Source organism: Microbacterium sp. No. 7 (genome assembly GCF_001314225.1).
In the GTDB taxonomy this organism is placed as follows: Bacteria; Actinomycetota; Actinomycetes; order Actinomycetales; family Microbacteriaceae; genus Microbacterium.
Genome location: NZ_CP012697.1, coordinates 4,257,793 through 4,277,556 on the forward strand (window position 1 = coordinate 4,257,793; position 19,764 = coordinate 4,277,556).

General features: G+C 67.3%; 19 protein-coding genes. 1 reads left to right on the plus strand and 18 read right to left on the minus strand.

Features of this window, described 5'->3' with window-relative positions; genetic code table 11:
* Nucleotides 1-22 precede the first annotated feature (22 nt).
* Entirely contained in the window at nt 23-298 is a 276-nt protein-coding gene (locus AOA12_RS19645; protein ID WP_054686448.1) for a hypothetical protein, read from the plus strand.
* 247 nt (nt 299-545) lie between these two features.
* Here AOA12_RS19645 and AOA12_RS19650 read toward each other — a convergent pair whose 3' ends face one another.
* From AOA12_RS19650 to AOA12_RS19730, 18 genes are all read right to left on the minus strand, one after another.
* A complete protein-coding gene (locus AOA12_RS19650; protein ID WP_197280997.1) occupies nt 546-2,897 on the minus strand; it encodes a hypothetical protein in 2,352 nt (783 codons plus the stop codon).
* 202 nt (nt 2,898-3,099) lie between these two features.
* Nucleotides 3,100-3,333, minus strand: a complete 234-nt coding sequence (locus AOA12_RS19655) for a hypothetical protein (RefSeq protein WP_054686450.1) — start codon at nt 3,331-3,333, stop codon at nt 3,100-3,102.
* A gap of 37 nt (nt 3,334-3,370) precedes the next feature.
* A complete protein-coding gene (locus tag AOA12_RS19660) occupies nt 3,371-3,736 on the minus strand; it encodes a hypothetical protein (protein ID WP_054686451.1) in 366 nt (121 codons plus the stop codon).
* Nucleotides 3,737-3,738: 2 nt separating this feature from the next.
* Nucleotides 3,739-5,115: a peptidoglycan DD-metalloendopeptidase family protein gene (locus tag AOA12_RS19665; RefSeq protein WP_054686452.1), complete on the minus strand. Its 1,377-nt coding sequence runs from the start codon at nt 5,113-5,115 to the stop codon at nt 3,739-3,741.
* Nucleotides 5,116-5,248: 133 nt separating this feature from the next.
* Entirely contained in the window at nt 5,249-6,400 is a 1,152-nt protein-coding gene (locus AOA12_RS19670; RefSeq protein WP_156366594.1) for a hypothetical protein, read from the minus strand.
* The gene (locus tag AOA12_RS19675) at nt 6,393-8,231 is read right to left on the minus strand and encodes a hypothetical protein (RefSeq protein WP_054686454.1); all 1,839 of its coding nucleotides are present in this window, start codon (nt 8,229-8,231) and stop codon (nt 6,393-6,395) included. Before AOA12_RS19675 ends, AOA12_RS19670 begins: the two co-directional genes overlap by 8 nt.
* 60 nt (nt 8,232-8,291) lie before the next feature.
* The gene (locus AOA12_RS19680) at nt 8,292-8,795 is read right to left on the minus strand and encodes a hypothetical protein (protein ID WP_054686455.1); all 504 of its coding nucleotides are present in this window, start codon (nt 8,793-8,795) and stop codon (nt 8,292-8,294) included.
* 8 nt (nt 8,796-8,803) lie between these two features.
* On the minus strand, nt 8,804-11,677 hold the full coding sequence (locus AOA12_RS19685; RefSeq protein WP_156366595.1) for a hypothetical protein: 2,874 nt from the start codon (nt 11,675-11,677) through the stop codon (nt 8,804-8,806).
* Between the two features lie 260 nt (nt 11,678-11,937).
* Nucleotides 11,938-15,009, minus strand: a complete 3,072-nt coding sequence (locus AOA12_RS19690) for a phage tail protein (protein WP_156366596.1) — start codon at nt 15,007-15,009, stop codon at nt 11,938-11,940.
* Nucleotides 15,009-15,296 (minus strand): hypothetical protein, encoded by a 288-nt coding sequence (locus AOA12_RS23300; protein ID WP_156366597.1) that lies wholly within the window; start codon nt 15,294-15,296, stop codon nt 15,009-15,011. The genes AOA12_RS19690 and AOA12_RS23300 overlap by 1 nt, the downstream gene beginning before the upstream one ends.
* Nucleotides 15,297-15,367: 71 nt before the next feature.
* Nucleotides 15,368-15,763 carry a hypothetical protein gene (locus AOA12_RS19695; RefSeq protein WP_054686458.1) on the minus strand — a complete coding sequence of 132 codons (396 nt, stop codon included), beginning with the start codon at nt 15,761-15,763 and terminating at the stop codon, nt 15,368-15,370.
* An 84-nt stretch (nt 15,764-15,847) separates the two neighbouring features.
* Entirely contained in the window at nt 15,848-16,708 is an 861-nt protein-coding gene (locus tag AOA12_RS19700; protein WP_054686459.1) for a phage tail tube protein, read from the minus strand.
* A 54-nt stretch (nt 16,709-16,762) separates the two neighbouring features.
* On the minus strand, nt 16,763-17,182 hold the full coding sequence (locus AOA12_RS19705; RefSeq protein ID WP_054686460.1) for a hypothetical protein: 420 nt from the start codon (nt 17,180-17,182) through the stop codon (nt 16,763-16,765).
* A complete protein-coding gene (locus AOA12_RS19710; protein ID WP_054686461.1) occupies nt 17,182-17,526 on the minus strand; it encodes a DUF5403 family protein in 345 nt (114 codons plus the stop codon). The genes AOA12_RS19705 and AOA12_RS19710 overlap by 1 nt, the downstream gene beginning before the upstream one ends.
* A 1-nt stretch (nt 17,527) precedes the next feature.
* Nucleotides 17,528-17,875 (minus strand): hypothetical protein, encoded by a 348-nt coding sequence (locus AOA12_RS19715; RefSeq protein WP_197280999.1) that lies wholly within the window; start codon nt 17,873-17,875, stop codon nt 17,528-17,530.
* The gene (locus AOA12_RS19720) at nt 17,872-18,276 is read right to left on the minus strand and encodes a hypothetical protein (RefSeq protein ID WP_054686463.1); all 405 of its coding nucleotides are present in this window, start codon (nt 18,274-18,276) and stop codon (nt 17,872-17,874) included. The genes AOA12_RS19715 and AOA12_RS19720 overlap by 4 nt, the downstream gene beginning before the upstream one ends.
* A gap of 2 nt (nt 18,277-18,278) precedes the next feature.
* Nucleotides 18,279-18,701: a hypothetical protein gene (locus tag AOA12_RS19725; RefSeq protein WP_054686464.1), complete on the minus strand. Its 423-nt coding sequence runs from the start codon at nt 18,699-18,701 to the stop codon at nt 18,279-18,281.
* A 61-nt stretch (nt 18,702-18,762) separates the two neighbouring features.
* Complete coding sequence (locus AOA12_RS19730) at nt 18,763-19,761, minus strand: major capsid protein (protein ID WP_054686465.1); 999 nt, start codon at nt 19,759-19,761, stop codon at nt 18,763-18,765.
* Nucleotides 19,762-19,764: the final 3 nt, after the last annotated feature.

Genomic DNA, 19,764 nt, shown 5'->3' on the forward strand with positions numbered 1-19,764 from the left:
TGCTCACCGTAGGCTGTGGGGCATGCTGATCGGTCGAATCCGCCCCGTCGAGATCCACGCCCTCACCCTCGAAGGGGTCGATGCGGCAGACATCCGAGCACAGGCGGAAGCCGCGACGCCAGCGGGGTGGGAGCTGGTGGCGATGCCGGTCGTGCCCGTCAAGGGCAGCCCCCGCATGTCCGCCGCGGTTGTGTTCGCGCGGCGCGACGGGGTGAAGGACATCGAAGCGGACACCATGCCCGCCCTCGAAGCGAGGGTGCCCGAGGGGTGGGAGCTGCTTTCCGTGCAGCGCCTGTGAGCCCGTGACTTCCGGTACAGTGGCGAAAGCCCAGATCCCCCCAATGGGCAACCGCCCCCAGCATCCCCCCGCTGGGGGCGGTTCTTCGTCTCCCAGCCCGAACAGAGACGACCACCAAGGCCCCCCTTGGTCGGGCAGTCTATGCCCGGAGAGTGTGGCTGTCCACGGTTCTGTGGCCCACGACACGACGAAACCGCCCCCGCCCCGAGCCGTGGTGGCGTCGGGGCGGGGGCGGGGCTGGTCGCGGCTACGTGATGGGTCTCACGGACGCGGCCCACTGCTCGTAGTTGGAGGGCGAGTAGTGGGTGACGTTGACGACGAGGGCTTGGTCGACGTTCCCGCCGGTCGGGACGATCGGCCGGAACAGTCGCCCCGCGGTGGTGGGCTGGGTCATCATGGTCTGCTCACGGTAGGGGCCGAGGTCGGTGCGGCGGAGGATCTTGACGGTCTCGGTGGTGCCGGTGGACTGTGCGGTGATGACCGTGTCGTCGACGGCAGGGTCGCAGAACGCGGGCATCGGGACGTAGTTCGACGTGGCGACGTAGCCGATGCGGGGCCCGGCGATGCCGATGTCGGTGACACGGGGTGCGGTGTCGGCGTCCGTGCCGGGGATGAGGGTCGCCGTGTTGGTCCACGTCCGGCCCTGCGGGTCGGGGTCCTGCCAGCGGCCGGCGGTCATCTGCGAGGCGATCAGCGTCCCGTCGGGCACGGACCGGTACTCGTACCGGCTGATCGACTGGGTCGCGGACGCCCCGGTGGTGGATGATCCGATCTCCAAGGGTGCGATCGAGCTTGCGAGCGGTGCGATGCCGGTGAGCGTCGCACCCAACTGCACCCACGTGTCGCCGTCGAGCGTGTAGTAGAGACGGATGTCGTCGGGAGCATGGATGTCGAGCCCGTACCCGACCGCGTCAGCGGGGAGGACGAGGGTGGATTGCACACCGCCGCCGGTGAAGTTCACGCCGGTGGCGGAGCACTGCACCTGCAGGCGCCGGTCGGTCAGCAACTGCAACTGCCAGGACCTGTTGTTGCCGTCGGTGGAGGTGCGGCGCACGAGGGTGCGTGTCGCGCCGGGGGTGCCGATCGGGGCGGCCAGCCACACCCGCACCGACGGTGTGGTGGTCTGGAAATCGGGATGGAACGCGGCGGCGGCGTAGGAGGTGCCGGTGCTGGACAGGTCGAGCCGGTCACGGGTGAACGCGACGCCGGCGGAGACCGTCACGATCTTCTGCATCGCCTGGTTCGGGGTGGTGTTGTCCCATTCGGCGATCGCGATCCGCGGCGGGAACGGCCCCGGGGAGACGTACGACAGGCGCCTGGAGTGGGTCGTGATGTCCGGCAGGTTCGGGATCAGGCGGGGCACGGTGCGGGTGTCGATCGGCAGCCCGGCACCGGTGAGGACGTTGCCGGTCGTCGGGGCGTGCGGAGACGTGATCGCACCGGTGACGCAGTTGAGCTCGAAGTAGAGCAACGTCATGTTCGACAGCGTATTCGGATTGTATGCGCACGCGAGGCGGATGACCTGATCGCCCGTCCCGTGCGCGTCCGCGGACGTCACGTACAACTGCAAGAACTCGGACGTGAACAGAACCTGGATGCCGAGGACGGTGACTTCTCCGGTGACCTGGTCGACGGTGAAGCGCGCGACACGCCACGAGAACCCGATCCCCGTGTTGCCGTAGCGGGTGAGGACCCAGAAGTGATCCACGAGCGGGTTGCCGGCCGCGTCGACGGTGGACAGGTGCGCGATGTGATGCAGCTGCGCGTAGCTGACGCCGACGGTCGCCCCGCCAGTGAAGTTGATCACCACAGGGACCGCGGCATCCGTGCGGAGGCTGGAGAGCGTGCCGTCACGGTCGGAGACCCGCAGGTGCATGTACCGGGGCGGGTCACCACCCGGGGACGTCTGCCCGTGGTTGGTCCACGCGACCACCGTGCGGTGCCCATCACGCGCCCACACCGCCGGCACGTTGTGGTCATCCTGCGTCGCGGTGCCGACCTCAACAGTCCGCACCCTCGCGTCGGTGACCTCGCTGACGATCACCGTCCCATCCGCACGCAACCCGCCCTTCACGATCCGCGGCACCGGCCGCTGCAACACCGTCGCCTGCGGGTGCACCCACCATTCGGCGGTGTCGTCGGTGATGACGGGCACGAAGTCGCCCTCGGGGCCCCGGACATGCCCGGCGGTGATCTCGGTCCCGTCATGGCGGGTCAGCACAAGCCAGTCGCCGTCGACGCGGGCGTCGGTGATCGCCTGGTCCACGACCTCGGACCACTGATCGGCGACCACGATCGGAACACCCTCCACGGTGCCTGCGGCGATCGCCCGGTCCAGATCCAGCGCGCCCGCCCCGGTCGGGACGGGGAACGTGACCTTGCGGACGCCGATCACACGACGGGCGAGGAGGTAGGTGATCGTGGCCGTGAGGAGGTGCGTCGCCTCCCCACCGGAGATGTCGATGACCTGCTGGGTGGTCGCGTCGACCATCCCGACCATGTCCGACACGACCGCCGTGAACGCGATCTGCCCGCCGGGTTCGGAGGTGTGGCGGAGCCCGTCGACCGTCACGATCGGCTGACCCTCCCAGATCAGCATGCGTGTCGAGGTGATATCGACTCGGCTGATCACGTCTTCCCCCTCGACGGGCAGGTACGCGGACCCGCACGTCACGACACGCTCACGAACACCATCAGGAAACGGCACGGGCGGGCTCCTCTCGATTCCAACGCCGGAGTGATGCGTCACTGCATGTCACTGAGGCTCAGTGAGGCCTCAGTGACATGCAGTGACGCGAGGGTCAGGCCTTCGGCGTGTTGGGGTTGTCGACGCCCAGACCGAACGCGAGACGCAGGTACGTCCAGCCGGCCAGGACGGGCGTGGTGAACGCGGCGACATCGAACTCGGGTGCTGCCGCGTCGATGACGAGCAGGGTGCCGAGGAGGACACCGACCACATCCAGGGTGGTGCGGGCGATCCTGCGAGCCTTGGGGCTCTCGATCACGACGTTGGGGGTGTTCACGGGACTGGTCATGCTGATTCCTTTCATCACAGGGGGCTGCTGCTCGCGTCTACCGCGGCAGGTCGTCGGGCCATTCGGGTGGGGGCGGGGGCTTGCCGTCCCAGATGTGGGACCGGTGCTTGTGGAGCAGGTCGCGGTACCGGTCCGTGCGGTCCACGAGGATGCCGTTGCGCTCCTCGAGCCCGGTCATCCGCTCTTCCTGGGCGAGCATCCGCGCCGCCTGCTCCGTGCGCGACGACGACAGCTCTTCCTGGAGCTGGTCGATCAGATGGTTCTCACGGGACGTGGCCTGCGCTTCGGCTTGCACCCTCGCGGCACGTTTCTGCGCCGCGGACGTCAGAAGACCACCCACGATCCCCGACCCGGCCATCAGCACCGGGGTGGCCAGCGCCTCCACGAGGCTCTGCCAGTCCACGCTCACGCCTCGAACGACGGAGCCACCGCCGCCCGCCACGTGGCGGCGCGCTCACGAGCGGCGGCCTGACGGGCGATGTAGTCCTTGCGTGAGATCAGCACCGGGTTGGTGCCCATCAGGCGGGCGATCTCCGCGTCGGTCGTGACCCGGTACCCGTCCTGCTCCGGATGCTCCGGGTGCGGCGGGAACGACGGGTCGATGAGCATCCACTCCGGGCCCAACTCGCTGCGCCGGTAGAACCCCTGGATCACCCCCGTACGGCCCGCGGTGATGCGGCCGAGCTGCACGGTCTCCGCGACCGACGCGGCCAGGGAACGCTGATTGTCGGGCATGGATGTGCCGCCGGTGAAGATCGCGTCGTAGATCGCGGCGATCTTCCGTTCAGCTTCTGCGGACATGTCGTCCTCTCCTCCTGCCGGGCTGCCGGCGGTCTGGTTCATGTGGGCGAGGATGAAAGCGCGCGGGTCAGTGGTCGCGCCCGGGTTGCTGCCGGTGCCGCGGTCCACGCGGCCGCGGTAGATCTCCCAGTGCAGGTGCACGCCGGCGGCCTGCCCGGTCGCGCCCTCGGTGCCGATCACCGCGCCGGCGGCCACCTGGTCGCCGCGGGACAGCAGCGACGGCCACGCGAGGTGGCAGTACCGCACCCATGTGCGGATGCCGTCGAGCTCGCCCAGGTAGACGAGCACCTGATTGCCGGCCCAGTCGATCCAGCCGGACTCGATGACCGTGCCTGCGGCGATCGCCCGGATCGTGCCGATGCTGTGATGGTCCGTGCCGACATGGAACGGGCGCGTCCACCCGGCGCTGGTCAGGATCGACGTGCGCGGCCCGTACCCGTCGGACCGCTTGGGTTCGGTGGTGGTGCCGTTGGGCCAGAGCATGCGTGCCCCTCTCAGGTCGCGGGCGCGGGCGACGATCCGGTCGATGTTCAGATCGACCGGGCACACGGTGCCGCTCGTCACCCCGGGCGCTTCCCGATGCCCGATCACCCGGGCACGGGATATCTCGAAATCGACCGGGATGCCGTCGACCTCGGTCTGGTCGGCGAGCCACGCGATGAACCGTGCGACCGCCTCGTACTGTTCGGGTGTCGCGTCACCGACCGCTTCGATCTCGAACGTGACCGCGCTCTCATCCAGCGGCACCGCGGTCGTCCACGCACGCCACCCGAACCGAACGAACTGCGTCAGCATCCCGTCCGGCCGCGGGTACAGGTGCGGGGCGACGCTGCGCTCGTTGCGACGCGAGAAGTACGCCGTATGGTCGGCGAGGTTGCCCGTCAGGTGCAAGATCACATGCGTGATCCGCGCCCCGGCCCGCCGCGGCGCACAGTTCGGCGACTGCACGAAGAACGCGGCGCCCGGATACGTCGCCGTCATCAGCGGCTCCTCTCGATAGAGCCCGGGGTGCGCGCAGGGCCCCGCAGAGGCCAGGAGTAACCCGGCATGCGATCGGGTGGGCGCCCTTCGCGCGCAATGGGTCGCGTTGACGCGCACCCCGGGAGCTTGTGGGTCAGCGGCCGTTGATGCGGTTGATCGGATCCTTCAACGCGGACCCGAGCTCGGAGCATCGGATGCGGTAGTTGCGGAAGGAGACGATCAGTTGCGGTCGTGCCGCCTGGTACGTTCCACCAACCCATGACGTGGTCCCGCCGCTGTACGCGTACGCGCCGAACGTTTGGTCGGCGCGGAGGGTGTTGATCGCTGTCATGAGCGTGCCGATGCGGTTCGTACACCAGTCGTCGACAAGACCGATCTGGCTCGCTGCACTCGTCCACGACAGGTCGTCCAACGTGACCGACGGGACTGTGGGGAACGCAGGAACCTGGGTGAGTTTCCGGTATGCGAGGCCACGGTTGACGGCTTCACGGATCTGGTAGAGGGTGCTGGTGCGCCATGCGAGCATGCGCGTCGCTTGCCGTTGGGTGGTCTGGTCCCACTGCTCGTACCCGGTCCGGTCGATGTTCTCCGGCGCTTCGGACATGCCGAAGCCCTGCACTCGGCGTGCCGTCCCTGATTCAACTGCCGCGTCGGCTGTGGACGATGCTGCTCCCGCGGCGGCGCTTCCCGTGTTCTCGGTGTAGTTGTTGCCTGCGACATTCGCGGCGTCGGCTTCGATGAGGCTCGTGCGGACACTGTTGAGCCGTCCCGCCGAGGTGGACGCGAACGCCTGCAGTGCGCCGATCGCGCTCGCATGTGAGTTGACGGCGGGGATGAGCCAGTCCCAGAGGTAGTCGTAGATCTGCTGCGTGCTGTTGCCAGGTCCGACGCCAGCGCCGTTCAGCCCGACCGGGCTGTACGACGTCGTCGCGATCGTGCTGATCGGGTTGTCGGGCTTCAACGGCAGCTCAGCTTCTGTGGAGACGGGCTCGGGTTCCCGCCACGTCACGATCCGGACGACACGGTAGGTGCCGCCCATGTGAACCGTCTCGACTGTGTCGGACGTGTGCACGGCGCCGAGGGAACGGTCGATCGTGGCGGGAACGACGGTGCCGTTGATCTCGACACGCACCCGGTTTCCGTCACCGATCTCAACAACTCGGGCGGGCCGAGTGGGCGCACTGCTCGTGTTCGCGAGCCGTTCCTGCATGGCACGGACGCGGGCGTCACGCATCTCCTGACCTTGCACGAGCGCTTCTCGTAGCGCGGTGTTCAGATCACCCATCGACAGCACCTCGCATCGTGACGGCCATCATCGATTCCGGGTTGAGGTTCACGGACCACCCGGTGACCCTGCGGGGCCCGACGGCGCGGGGATGGTCGAGCACCGCGACCTCCAACGCGTCGACGTGTGCTTGGACGGACGTCACAAGGTCGAGTTGCTGTGATCCTTCTCGGCGGAGGATCAGCTGGTTGACGGCGTACTCTCCTGCTTGCGCTTCCGTGCGGACCTTGTCGGACGGGACCGGGAGCGGGTAGTAGACGCCGTGGGTAACGCTGATCGGGTCTTCCGGATCGATGATCTGCGCGATCGCGTGGACGGGCGGGTCGACCTCGGAGGAAGTTGACGACACCATGACGGTGTTGACGGTTTGCGTGATGTCGGCCCCGCGGACGCTGATTCGCTGCACCACGTTCTGTGTCCAGTCGTACATGGGCGTCGCGTCGGGGATCGGGTCGAGCCGGATCACGCCGACCCGGTCTTCGTAGAGCACCATTCCGGCGGCGGCGGCGATCTCGTGCATGTCGGCGACGGGGTCTCCGTCGTGTGGTTCACCGACGATGTACTCCGCCGGGAGTGAGTGCATCGACGGCGTCAGGTCACGTGGGAGCGTGGGGGCGACAGCGGCGAGGATCGTGTCGATCGCAGTGTGCGCGCGCATGCCCGACACGTCGATGGGTACGAGGTAGTGGCGGATGGTGCCGAGCGCACTGACTCCGGTGACATCGAACTCCAGCGGCGGTGCGTCGGCGTCGTCCGCGGCGTCTCCGACACGGGGGTGGAATCGTCCGCACGGGATCTCCACCCACCGCTGTGAGCGTGGGAGGAACAGCTGGAACCACAATTGGATTCGGTGCCGGGAGTGCGGATGGAGGGGGTCCGTTTCCAGCCACGGGTACCACGCTTGGTCGGGGACGATGAACGACACCGACCAGCGGTGGTCACGTTCCGCGTCGACGACGAGTTGCCCGTCGATGAACGGGAGAGGGTCGCTGAGCACGACACCGCTCGGGTTGATGATCTCTGCCCGCCAGTCGACGTCGCGATGCAGGGCGGTGATCGCCTCGATGTACTCGGGGTCGCTGATGACGTCCTGCCAGGGCGGCGGGGGCGGGTCGAACCGCACGATCGACGCCGCGACCTGATCGAGCACCGGCACGCTGTCCGCGGCGCCGCGGCTGATGCCGGGGATGAGGGTCGCGACCGCCGCGTCCGACACCGCCGCCGTGTCGAAGCCGTCGCGGACGGTCGGCATGAGGTGCTCGGCGGCATCCGCGATCCCGACCGTGTCGGCACCGTCGCGCGCCCACCCGGCGCCCGCTCCCGCAGCGTCGACCACCCCGACGGCGTCTTCGGCGGTGCGCTCGTAGTTGGTGAACGGGTCGTGCCAGTCGACGCTCAAGCTGACGGCGCTGAGGGTGCGGTCGGATAACTCGAACGAGAGACCATCCCACCGGACGGTGAGGGCGTTCCCGGACGCCCAGCCGGGCCGGTCGACGAGGGCCTGGATCGCGGCGACCACGCTGACGGTCTTCGCGCCGCCGCCGGACGCCCACTCCACGGTCGGGGTGTTGTCCGTGCCGCGCTGACCGTTGCCCAGCGCCGGCGCGTTGTCGACCTGGTGCACGCCGACCGCGCGGCCGCTGTTCGCCTCACCCGAGAGGGTGAACGCCAGCGTGGCCGCGTCGATCACCGCGCCCTGCGGGATCGTGACCGACGCCCACCGGGCGCCCGCCGACCGCGTCGACAGGCCACCGAACGAGAACGTGGACGACCAGGTCGTGTTGTCCCACCGGCCTGTCGCCCCGGGAGCTCCCCCGTTCCATGTCGGCATCACTCACCCCCAGAGGCGACGAACCCCCGACGCGGGGGCTGCGGGCAGGAGATCACCGGGTCAGCCGAGATCGTGCGTCCAGGTGACCTGCAGCGTGTCCAGCGCGCCCTTGGACGGCACGCTGGGCGACAGCAGCACCCGGGCGAGCGTGGACGCCTCCGGGCTCGTCGCATCCGACAGGCTGTTGTTCACGATGACGACCTCGGTGATCGCCGAGCCCGTGGTCGCCTTCCCCGCCCCCCACGTCGCGACGTAGGTGATGCGCCGCTTCCCGCTCACCGTCGAGGCGCTGGGCGTCCCGGCGAGCGCCTGATGCGAGTTGGACAGGTACGTGGCGAGCGCTGCCCCGGCGCCGGTCGTCGCGGGCGCCGTGCTGCCGGTGCCGAGCTTCATGCCCGTCGCGGCCGGCGGCACGCCGCCGATGTCGGCGCCGGCCTCCGCGTACCTTCTCAGGCCGATGAGGGTGACGAGGTTGTCGGCCTCGCCGAACTCGGTGGTGCCGTCGGCGCGGGTCAGCACCCACGCCACATGTCCCGCAACGCGGGGATGATCGGTGTTCAGCATGGTTCCTCCTACAGGTGGATGATCGGGTGCGTGATCGGCGTGCCTGGAGGCGCTTCGCCCACGGCGGGTGTGCGGGCCTCGACCCACTCGACCGGGATCTCCCGCGGTTCCCACGCCTCCTGCTTGATCCGCGGCTCGGAGTGCTCCGACACGACACGCACCGTGACCCGCTCCCCCGGCTTCAAGGCCGTGTACGACCATGTGAACTCGGGCGGCATCTGCAGGATCAACGGGTCGGTTCCCTGCAAGAGCTCGTGCAGCGCTTCGCGTTCGGCGTCGTCACGGGCAACCAGGATGAACCGTCCCTGCCGTGCCTTCTCCTGCCCGCGGAGCACCAACGCGTACTTGTTGTTCAGGAGGTGGTGGGCTGCGGTGAGCCGGGGCCACACGTTCGGGTCAGCGTTGCGGATGACCGCTTCGATCCACCGGGTTGCCGGGGAGTACGCGGAGGTGACGATCCCTGAGTACGTCGTTGGGACGTACGCGTCGGAAACGCCTCGCTCGGACGGCAGCCGCATCCCGTCGATGATCTGATACTGGATCGCGGACCATCGCATCGGTTTCCCCGACGCGACCAACGGGTCGGTGAGGAGAGCGGAACCGGTGGTGGCGGTGAACGACTCGACGAGGTTCCACGTCAGACCGTCATCGGTGGAGGACCACACGACGACCGCGTTGCCCGGGGTGAGGTTGTCGATCATAACGTCAGTGCCGACGTTCGACACCGGGGGCGCGACCTCACGCGACTCCAGCACCGACATGGAGTTGTGCGGGGTGCCGAGCCACCGCACCCGCCACAAGGCGGGGTCCAGGCCCGCGGGGAGGTTCGACCCGTCGAACCATCCGCCGGTGTAGGCGGGGTCGAATATCCCGAGCGCGTCCCACCAGACCTCGCCCTGACCGCGCGCGGCACCGTTGTAGAAGCGGACGATGTTGTGCCCGCCGGCACCAGACCAGGTGAAATCGTGGTCCGTGTCGCCCGCCGTGTTCGCCGCTTGCGTGCCACGGACCTCCGGCCAGCCCGCGAGAATCCGCCGCGCCCTGGCATGCTGACCGGGCGCACCCTGCGCGCCCTCCAGATGCAGGGCGCCGACCGCCCGCGCAGCAGACCGCAGCGTGCCCACAGCAGGCACGGACGCCTCGATATAGCTGTCGCCGTCGGATGGGTTGTTGGGGATGATCCGCACCGAATGCGTGCCGTTCTTCGCCCACCTCGTGGACCGGACAGCGACCGCGTTCCCGCCCGAGATCACCCCCGGCACGCTCACACCCTGCACAAGCGTCGACGACTGATGCGCGGTCCCCGCCCAGACACCCGTCAGGTCAGGGTCGGTCGACACCCCACCACCGACGAATGTGCCCGGGGAGAGGATCGGCACGGCCAGCATCGTGCGACGGATGCGATACCAGTCCCCCGCCTGCCACGGTGTCGCCGCCCTTCTCAGCACGAAGGCGACTGTCGCGGCCGACGCGTGCGACGTGAACTCCACGAACCTGCGCCCCGAGCCCGGATCCGTCTGCAAGGTCATGGTCGCGTCGTTGACGACGATCCCGCCGCCCGCGTCATACTCCCACCGTGACGCGACCGCGTCCGGCAGACCCGACGCCCGCTCCAACTCGAACGACAAACGATACAACGTGTTCGTGGCGATCGGCAGGCCGTTCACGGCCCAGTTCGATGCACGGAAGATTATCGCATCCGAGATCCCGGACGTGTCGGCCTGCGCACGAGCCCACCCCGAATCGATGCTCACCGGCACACCCGCAGTGTTCTGCGACCATCTCGCCTGACCATTCGCCAGACCGACGCCGTTCGGAAGTGGATCGGACCACAGATTCGTCACCACCCCCACCGGGGCGCCAGCCGTCCCAAAGCTCGGATTCACCGCGAAATTCCGCGCCTCCTCCACCCAGGACGTGTACCTCGTGCCCGCAGACACAGCGGGAGTCGGCGGGGGCGTCCACGACACCACGAATGGCGCCGACGACGACCACGCCGACCACGCACCACCGGTCTGCTGCACACGACCCCACGCGGTGACGCTCGCACCGTTGACCCACGGTGTTGACGCGGGCACGTCATGCACGACGCCCTGGCCGGCGAGAACACCGGAGTCCCAGATGATCGCGCCCGACGTGTCGCGAATCTGCCAGTGAGATGCGACGACGACCGACGCGGGCCGGGAGATCGTGGGGGTTCCGGTGATCGTGGGCGACAGGTCACCGTGCGGGGACGCGACGGTGAGCGACAGGATCGGCGGCGTCACAGGGGTGACCGCTCGTTCCACAGACCACGGCGACCACAGCCCGTCGATGGACTCCTGCGTGCGGACCTGCCACACCCGCCCCACACCGAGGTTGTCGAGACTCCCACCGGGAAGCGGGAACGTGCCTGCGGCGCCCGCGTTCTGCGTCTCCGAGGACGTGAGGGCACCGGCCGCTTGCGACCAGTACAACCATCCGGACGAAGAGGAGATACGCCACGACCAACCGCCCTGTTTCCCACCGGCGCGGGACGACTGGTGCATCCACGAGAAGTCGTTCGGCGCGGACGCGTTGATCTCCTCCCCCGCACCGGGCGCGGTCAGCACCGGCGGGCGCGGACCCACCGGCGGAAGGAACTCGATCCCAAGTCCAGGGACGGTCGCGGAACCCGCGGTGCTGGACGTCGCTTCTCCGACGGTGACCCACATGCTCGGCCCCCACCATGCGGTCGGGGTGACCGTTGCACGCCCGGAGAGCCACGACACGGCACTGCCTGCGGGGTTCACGTTCTGCGTGGTCACGCCGACGACGACGCCCGACGCACCGTCTCTGACGGTCACACGGGCGCTACCCGTGGTCACACGAATGGACGGCGCCCCACCGGTATCGACGAGCACACGCCCCCACCATCCGTCCGCCCCCGTAGGTGCGGCGGGTGCGGTGTCTCCGGCGGTGAGCGTGCGTGTCGACACGCGCAACCACGTCCACCCCATACCGGCGACCTGCGTGATCGGCATCGCCGCGTACGGCTTCCACCCGTCCGGCACAGGAGGCAGTTGGAGAACGAACGCGGGCACGACCTCAACGAGGGCCGCGAGCTGCCCGACCGTCCACCCAGCCGGGAGCGGTGCGGAACTGGTTCCCCAAGCGCCTGCGGTCATCGTGCAGCACCCCCGTAGACGCTTGGAGCAGAGGAACGAGCGACCGCGGACCGGGAACCGAGAACAACACCAGGGATGACGCCCTTCGCGACGTACTCGCCGATGATGCGGGCGAACTCCTCCTTGTCGGCTGGCGACCAACCGCTATCGCTGGTGCTCGTGGGGAGAACGGTCGCGAGACGGGACCGTTCTGCCGGAGACAGTGACACGAGCTTCGTCATCGCCGCTTGCACGGCACGCCGGGAATCCTCGATACCAGCGGACCACTGGTCGCCGACGGCCTGACCCGACATGCGGAGACGCCGCCACCCAGACCCCGACAGGGGGCCCCACTTCGCGGGAGAGTTCGGGAATGCGCCCAGAGCGCGCTGGACCACGCGGACTACGGCCGCGCCGACCTCACCGATCATGCTGTCGATGCCGTCGATGAACCCGCGAATAATCGCCTTGCCGGAACTGACGAGCCAATCTCCGGCGCCCGAGAAGAATCCCTGAATCTGGCCCGGAAGGTTCGTGAACCAAGTCGTGACTTCCACGAACTTCGTGACGATGCCGGTCTTCAGCCCCTCGATGATCTTCGGGCCCTCGTTGACAAGCCATGAGACGGCCGTGACGAAGTAGTTGCGGATCTCGTTGGGTAGGTTGATGAACCACGTCGTGATCTCGATGAACTTCGTGATGATGCCGTTCTTCATGCCATCGATGACCCTTTGACCGCCGTCGATGAGCCAGATGGCTGCGTCCGCGAAGTAGTTCGCAATCACACCAGGACGCTCGAGGAACCAGTCTTGGATTGTCAGGAACGCCGTTGTGATGCCATTCCCCAAACCTTCCATGATCTTCGGGCCTTCGTTAACAAGCCATGTCGCGGCATCGACGAAGAACCCACGGATGTTGTCCGGTAGCTCCTCAAAGAACTTGCGGATGTTCTTAAATGTTTCTCCGAAGAAGATCTGCACAACCTCGCCGGACAATCTGGCTTGCTCTCCAATGTCAACGAGCATCGTTGCAGCCAGGTTTCCTTTCTCGGATAGTTCCTCGAAGTAGTCGCGCATGCCTTCGTAGTAGAGAGGAATCTTCCCGGTCATGAAATCCTGCGATATGTTCCCGGACCCGGCGGTGAAGTTGACGAGCGCACCCACCGCGCTGATGAGGTCGCCGAGGAACGGCGTGACGGCGACGAGCGCGTCTGCGAGATTCTGAAATGCGTCCCGCAAGGCGGGCGTCACTGCGCGCGCGAAATCTTCGATCGCTGGAGCGAGGATGTCTGACACTTCTGAGAGCGCGTCTGACATGTCCCCGAGGATGTCCTCGACCCCGTCAATGACGATGTCGATGGCGGGCATGAGGTCCGCGAGTACCTCGGCGGCGGCGGGCAGGGCGGTCTCCACGAGCCGACCCAGCAGGCTCAGGAAGTTCCCGAACGTGTCCGCGATGGGCTGTAGAGACGGCTTGATCCGTTCGAGCGCGTTGGTCAGCCCACGGGAGAAGTCGTTGAGACCTTGGGCGACGACGGGCGAGTTCAGGGCGTTCGCGGATGCTTCAAGCAGCCCGCCGAGGAACCGGCCGGACGAGGCGATGAACCGTTCGACGGCGGCATACTGGTCTGCGATGAGCTGCCCAACGGCCTGCACACCGTCACCGAGGGCTTTCATCGCGTCCCCGGAGCCCTTGAAGATCGCAACGAGTGCACGCTGGAACGACGCGGACTTGACGGTCTTCTCCCATGTGAGCATGAGGTCGGCGAAGCCCCGCAACCCACCAGACCCGGCAGCATCCGCGGCCCTCCACAGGCCTTCGAAGACCCCGGCGACGCCCTTCGTCGCGTCCCACAGGTCGTACATGGAGTCGATCGCGTCTTCCATCCACCTTGACAGGCGCCCGTCGGTGGCGATCGCTTTCAACCAGTTGTCGAACGTGTCGGCCTGTCGGACGAACCATGCCGCGAGGCGGGGCGTGTAGGTCGCGGCGATCTGCGACAGCGACACGATCGCGCCAGCGAACGCGTCCGCACCGGTCGCGAGGACACGCCACCCGTCCGCGATGCCCTTGAAGATGGACTCGAGGCGCCCGTTCGACAGTTCCCGGAGGAACGAGTCGGACAGCGCGCCGGTGAAGTCCCCCACTCCGGCGGCGAGGTCGCGGAACGAGTTCCGCAGTTGCGGCATGAGCCCGTTGACGAGGTCGAGGATGGGCTGCCGGGCCCGCCCCCAGAACTCGGCGTTGATGATGTCGCCAAGTTCGCGCATGTGATCGCCGAGAGGTTCGAGCTGTTCGTTCGCCTTGCGGAGCGCGACGAACAACGCGATCGCGGACCCGACCGCGTTGAGGAGCAGGCCGGGGAGGACGAGCGCGGCGGGCAGGATCTGGAACAGCCCGTTGCCGATACCCACGATCCCCGACACGGATGCGGACAGCGCCGCGAACAGGGTCGTCAGCCCGGTCGTCCACCCGAGGATCGACGGGAGGTTCTTGTCAAGGTCGCGGGCAAGGTCGGCGAGGTTGTCGATCCACTTCCACGCCAGCCGTGCACCCGACAGCGCCGCGAGGGTCGCCGCGGCCTTCGTGAGGGATGCCTGGTTGATGCGGACGAAGATCTCCACCCACCGGGGGCGGGTGAGGTTCCGCAGCCGCGCGGACGCGATAGCTGTGGTGACCCCGGCGGCGATGTTGACCTTGTTGCGGGACGCCTGGTCAACCATCCGCTTCACTTCATGCTGGAAGTGCTCCTTGTTCTTGATCGCCGCTTCGATGTTCACGGCGATGTTCTCGAACTTGTCGAACTCAGCCTGAATGGACTTCCGCAACGCGGTCTTCTTCAGCTTCGCCTTGTCGACGGTGACCTTGATGTTCGCGTCAAGGGTCACGTCGCGGAGCGCCGCGAGTTGCCGTTCAATACTCGCTTTCACGGCCCGCTGGTCGACGTTCACCCCATCGACACGCACTTTCATGCTTGTCGTGCGGGCAATACGCTCCAGGTCGCGGCGAAGCTCCCTGCTGAAGTTCTTCGTGTTGGGGACGACTCGGATCGATACGCGTCCGACGTTGTGTCCAGGGCTGAATGCCATCACACCCCCATGAATTTCGAGAACGACGCTTCGCTGAATTCAGCGATGGTCTTGAACGGCATTTCTTCGGCCTGAGCGGTCGGGTAGTGCACGAACGCAGACGGGTCTTTCACCCCCACTACTGCGAGGAGAGTGTTGATGAGTCGCGCGATGAGTCCCGCTTGTGTGTCCCACCCTTGGAGTTCGGGTGTTCCCCCACGAATCGCGAACACCTGGGAATGCGGGTTCGTTTGAAGATTCCCGGTGAGGTAGATGACGTGGCGGGCAGATAGTGTTCCCGCCCACACGTCGTCGAGGTTGAGCCCGTAGAACTGGGCGAGGTCGGAGCGCAGCGCCCCGTGAGCGTCGAGTTCGTCGATCAGCTCACGGAGCTGCCCGATTCCCCCAGTTCGGCCTGGTACTTCTGGAACAGGGCCATGAAGTGCTCCTCGGTCTTCCCCTCAGCCCATTCCGCATAGGCGTCCTTGTCGACGGCGATCCCTTCGGCCCATTCGTCGATGGTGACGACGAAGTCGCGCAGCTTCTGCAGGCGTTCGATGTCGGCCGGGTTCGCGATGTCGAACTCCATCGGCCCGTCGTCGTCATCGGAGATGATGCCGTCCTTGACGGCGTTGAGCATGAGGTTCTCGAACGCGACGCGCTGACCGATGCGGAACTTGTGCGCGGGCCGCAACGCCGGGAGGTCGGCGAGAAGTGTCGCGGCGACTTCTTCGGCTTCGAGACGCGCGTCGATGTCTTCGGTGGGCTTGGGCATGGCAGACCTCTTCCGTGCAGACCTGTGGGTGTTGTGGTGCCCCTGGGCGGGTCTGCGGTTCTGCACCCAGGGGCACCGGTCGGGTTAGCTGGAGGTGACGGTCACGGTGGGGTTCGTGCCGCCGGTGAGGGCGGTGGTACCGGGCGCGAGTGCGGCACCGGGCGAAGCGAACGTGACCGTGAATCCGCCGCCAGCGGCCGTGACGGTCGCGGTCGGGACGCTGGGCACCGCGTTGATGGCCGACTGGATAGCGGTGTTGTTCGCGTTGTGGGCGATGTCTGCGGTGGAGACACCGTTGACGAGGAGGCGGTAGTTGCCGCCCGTCGGGGTGCCGAGGAGGGTGAGTGTGTGGCTGGTGGACACGAGGCCGCTCTTGAAGATCTGGAACAGGCCGGGTCGCCCGTTGACCGGGGGGATCACACCGGGAGGGGCGGCGAGGATGCTGCCCGACAGCGGGAGTTCGAAGAAGTTCGCCGTGTCGACCGAGGGTGCGTCGCCGAGGCCGACGTCGTTGTTGGGGAGCCAGAAGCCGAGCTTCCCTGTGGCGTCCTGGAAGTACAGGAACAGTGCGGTCTGCACGGGTGCCGGGGATGCGACCGTGTAGCCGCCGGTGGTGGGGTCGACCTGGCCGTTGAACGCGAGCCGCAGGTTGTCGAGGTCGAACTGCAGGGCGGCGATCGTGACGCCCCAGGCGACGGACGATGCGACGGTGCGGACCGCGTCGGCGATGAACGTGTCGAGCGATTCCCGCTCGCCACCTTCCTTGGTGAACGCGATGGTGTTCTGCTTGGACGTGTGGCCGAGGTTGCGCCACGCGCCGGGGCCATCGGCCATGAGGTTGAAACCTGCGGGGCCGAGGGGGTTCGCCGGCGGGGGCGTGTTGACGGGGGCGAAGAACACGGTCCCGTTCCCCGGAATGATGAGCTTGGTCGAGTCAACAGACACGGTTCCTCCTGGTTGGGTTTCGCAGACCCACCCCGGGGCTGGGGTGCAGAAGGATCAGAGTTCGCGGGCGGTGAGTTCCCACGACGCCCGCCACTGGGTGACGAGCTTGTTGGTCATGTGGACGCCCGCGGTGACACGGGTGAAGGCGGAGTTTTCGTTGTCGATCGACGTGACCGCGCCGACGCCGGGAGCTGTGCCCGTGTCGAACGGGTGCTCCACCCATGCGTGGATGCTGTCGTAGATGTCCTGCACGAACGAGAAGGGCGTTTCACGGTGGTCGAGGAAGATGTTCACGTCGAGGGACACGGTGTATAGGCCGGGACCGTTGCGGTTCTGCGCGGCTTGTGACGAGTGGGTGATGAACGGGATGTGGTCGATCGTGTCGACGTCGAGGTCCGCGGCGACGCCCCCTGCGCCGTGCGTGTTCCCGACCGCGGTGAGGAGCGTTTGGAACAGGCGGGTGTGGTTCAGCATCAGGTGCTCGACATCCAGATCGCGGTGCGGAGGATGTGCCGACCGGGGACGTACTGCACGCGCCGGGAGTTCTTGAACCGGCGGATGTAGCCGAACTCCTGCGCCGCGGCGCCGGGGTCGTTGTTCACGACGAGACGGTCGTCGACGCTGCGGCCGGTGCCGAACTGGCCGGGAACGGTGACGACGTCGAAGTTGTTGACGTACGCGCTGGTGTCGATGTAGCGGGCAGCGACCTGTTTCGCGTTCATCATGACCCGGGTAGCGCCGCGGTCCATGTCGGCGCTACGGCCGGCGATGCGCGCGGCGATCAGGTACGCGTTCTGGTTGACGTGCACGTCGGCCATGTCACGCCCCTTTCAACCACTTGAGGGTGATGCGGTAGTGGGAGGTGCGGCGGGACACGAAGTGGTGCTGCACGGGCCCGTTCGGCTCGTACCAGTTGTCTTCGATGCGGACGAGGGAGTGCACGTCGCCGGGCCATTCCTTGGAGCGCCAGATGACGAGTTCGATGATCTGCAGCCCGTAGGTGGTGTGTTCTTCGGCTTGCGCCCAGTCCCGCACGGGTTCTGCCATCCCGCGGACGGGGATGGGGTCGCCGATGTTGACGGGCACGCGGATGCCCTCGGGGTTGCGGGTCATCGTCCGCTGTTGGACGTATGCGGTGTGGGGTGCTTTGCGGGTGAGGAGGCTCATGGGCGCCACCCGGGCCTGTGGCGTCCGATGGTGGCGGTCCCGACGATCCCTCCCCCGCCTTTCGGGTCGATGCCGGTGAGGTCGTGGATGTCTTCATCGGTGAACCAGATGGTTCCCGACGCGACCGCGGGGTTCAGTTCGTACCCGTACCCGCCCTCGTTCTCCTTCCGGTACCCCTCGGGGTTCGCGAACACGCGCGCGGCGATGCGCACAACGGTCGCTTCGTAGAGCCGATCGGGGAGGGAACCGTTGTCCAGACGTGCCTTGACGAGCGACCCGAACCGTGTGGTGATCTTGTCGACGACTTCACCGAGCTTCCCTTCGAGGTACTCGTTGGTGAAGTCCTCGAGGTCGCCGTAGTAGTAGTGGGGGATCATCTCGACGGGCACGTCGGGCAGCATGGTTACTCCTCGACGATCGCTTCGAGTTCTTCCTCGGTGAGGGTTTCGGCGTCCTCGTATCCGAGTTCCTTGGCCTTCTCGATGAGGTGGCTGTGGTCGGCGTCCGGTTCCTCAACGGTGGTGCGGGCGGCGCGGATCGCGGCCTTGAGGGTGTCCTTGTTGCCCTTCGGTGCGATACCGAGGTCCACGGCGATGGCCTTGAGTTCGTCGGCCTTCAGCGCGTCGAGGTCATCCGCGGGAGTCTCGGCCGGCGCGGGAGGCGCTGGGGTGGGCTCGGCTGGTGCCGTGGGGAGGATGGTGGCGAACACGTCGGGGTTGGTGACGATGTCCGCGGCCCAGTCGGGGAGTTCGTCGCCGGGGGCGAAGGTGACGAGCTCGACGTCGCGGAGGACGTGCACGTACTTCTTCAGGATGCGCTTGCTCATGGTGGTGACCTTCCGGTTCGGGGCCCCGGGCACCCTGTTGTGGGTGCCCGGGGCGTGCGTGTCAGTACGCGTCGAGGACGGCCGTGTTGTCCGGAGCGGACGCGACGGGCAGGAGGATGCCGGAGACGAGCACGTCGTACCCGGTGGGGTCGTCCGACGGGATCGCGCCAGCGAACAGGCCGGGCGCTTCGGATGCGGAGATGCCGTTCTCCGAAGCGATCGCCTCCGCGGTGACCCCAACTTCGGTGGTGCCGACGGACGGACCGGAGACGAGGATGACCTTGTCCGCGGGGAACAGTGGCACCTCAACGCCAGCCGTGTTGACGACCGTCTCCTCGTTGACCTCGATGCGGCCGAAGCCCTCCGAGGTCAGGAACGACATCACATCCTCAGCGGAGACCCGCGAAGGCAGGTCGCTGCCGCGTCCGATGATCATCTTCATCAGGTCGGCGTTGCGCTGCAGGTAGCCGAGCGTGACGCGCGACAGGATCGTCGACGACACGCTCTTGCCGAGCACGAGACGGAGCGCCTCGAGGTCGGTGAGCGGGGTGGACGTCGCCGTGTTCGACCAGACGGTCGCGGCGTTGGCGGTGAGGCCAGGCTTGCGTCCGAAGTCGATCTCGACGGCGAGCTTCCGCTCATTGATGTTCACCTTGCCGGTGACGATCGCTTCCGCCTGGGCGAGGACGAGGCGCTGCGCGACCGAGACCGCGTTCGCCTCGGCGTAGTCGTCGAACTTCGCGCCGATCGCGTCGTTCTGCCCGTAGAGCTTGAGCTGCGTGTACTCGTCCACGTGCAGTCGGATCGACATCGGCGGGAGCTTGCCGGACTTGCGGGAGCCGACGCCGAGGGTGTTGACCATCGACTCGGTGTTGAACGACCGGAACTTCGCGGCGGGCGGCAGGGGCGCCGATCCGGCCTGGAAGTCGTAGTCGAGGGTGAAGTTCTCCTTCGTCGGAAGGAGCGTGTTGGTGCGGAACCCCTCCAGGGTCGCGTCGAACGCGCCGCGGGCGACTCCGGTGAGCTGCACCGGGGTGCGGAAGTTCTTCGTGAACGGCATGGG

What these genes read in the sequence shown, in the direction of transcription:
- AOA12_RS19645 (WP_054686448.1), top strand. Translation starts at nt 23, where the DNA reads ATGCTGATCGGTCGAATCCGCCCCGTCGAGATCCACGCCCTCACCCTC.
- AOA12_RS19650 (WP_197280997.1), bottom strand. Translation starts at nt 2,897, where the DNA reads ATGCTGATCTGGGAGGGTCAGCCGATCGTGACGGTCGACGGGCTCCGC.
- AOA12_RS19655 (WP_054686450.1), bottom strand. Translation starts at nt 3,333, where the DNA reads ATGACCAGTCCCGTGAACACCCCCAACGTCGTGATCGAGAGCCCCAAG.
- AOA12_RS19665 (WP_054686452.1), bottom strand. Translation starts at nt 5,115, where the DNA reads ATGACGGCGACGTATCCGGGCGCCGCGTTCTTCGTGCAGTCGCCGAAC.
- AOA12_RS19670 (WP_156366594.1), bottom strand. Translation starts at nt 6,400, where the DNA reads ATGGGTGATCTGAACACCGCGCTACGAGAAGCGCTCGTGCAAGGTCAG.
- AOA12_RS19675 (WP_054686454.1), bottom strand. Translation starts at nt 8,231, where the DNA reads ATGCCGACATGGAACGGGGGAGCTCCCGGGGCGACAGGCCGGTGGGAC.
- AOA12_RS19680 (WP_054686455.1), bottom strand. Translation starts at nt 8,795, where the DNA reads ATGCTGAACACCGATCATCCCCGCGTTGCGGGACATGTGGCGTGGGTG.
- AOA12_RS19690 (WP_156366596.1), bottom strand. Translation starts at nt 15,009, where the DNA reads ATGGCATTCAGCCCTGGACACAACGTCGGACGCGTATCGATCCGAGTC.
- AOA12_RS19695 (WP_054686458.1), bottom strand. Translation starts at nt 15,763, where the DNA reads ATGCCCAAGCCCACCGAAGACATCGACGCGCGTCTCGAAGCCGAAGAA.
- AOA12_RS19705 (WP_054686460.1), bottom strand. Translation starts at nt 17,182, where the DNA reads ATGCTGAACCACACCCGCCTGTTCCAAACGCTCCTCACCGCGGTCGGG.
- AOA12_RS19710 (WP_054686461.1), bottom strand. Translation starts at nt 17,526, where the DNA reads ATGGCCGACGTGCACGTCAACCAGAACGCGTACCTGATCGCCGCGCGC.
- AOA12_RS19715 (WP_197280999.1), bottom strand. Translation starts at nt 17,875, where the DNA reads ATGAGCCTCCTCACCCGCAAAGCACCCCACACCGCATACGTCCAACAG.
- AOA12_RS19720 (WP_054686463.1), bottom strand. Translation starts at nt 18,276, where the DNA reads ATGCTGCCCGACGTGCCCGTCGAGATGATCCCCCACTACTACTACGGC.
- AOA12_RS19725 (WP_054686464.1), bottom strand. Translation starts at nt 18,701, where the DNA reads ATGAGCAAGCGCATCCTGAAGAAGTACGTGCACGTCCTCCGCGACGTC.
- AOA12_RS19730 (WP_054686465.1), bottom strand. Translation starts at nt 19,761, where the DNA reads ATGCCGTTCACGAAGAACTTCCGCACCCCGGTGCAGCTCACCGGAGTC.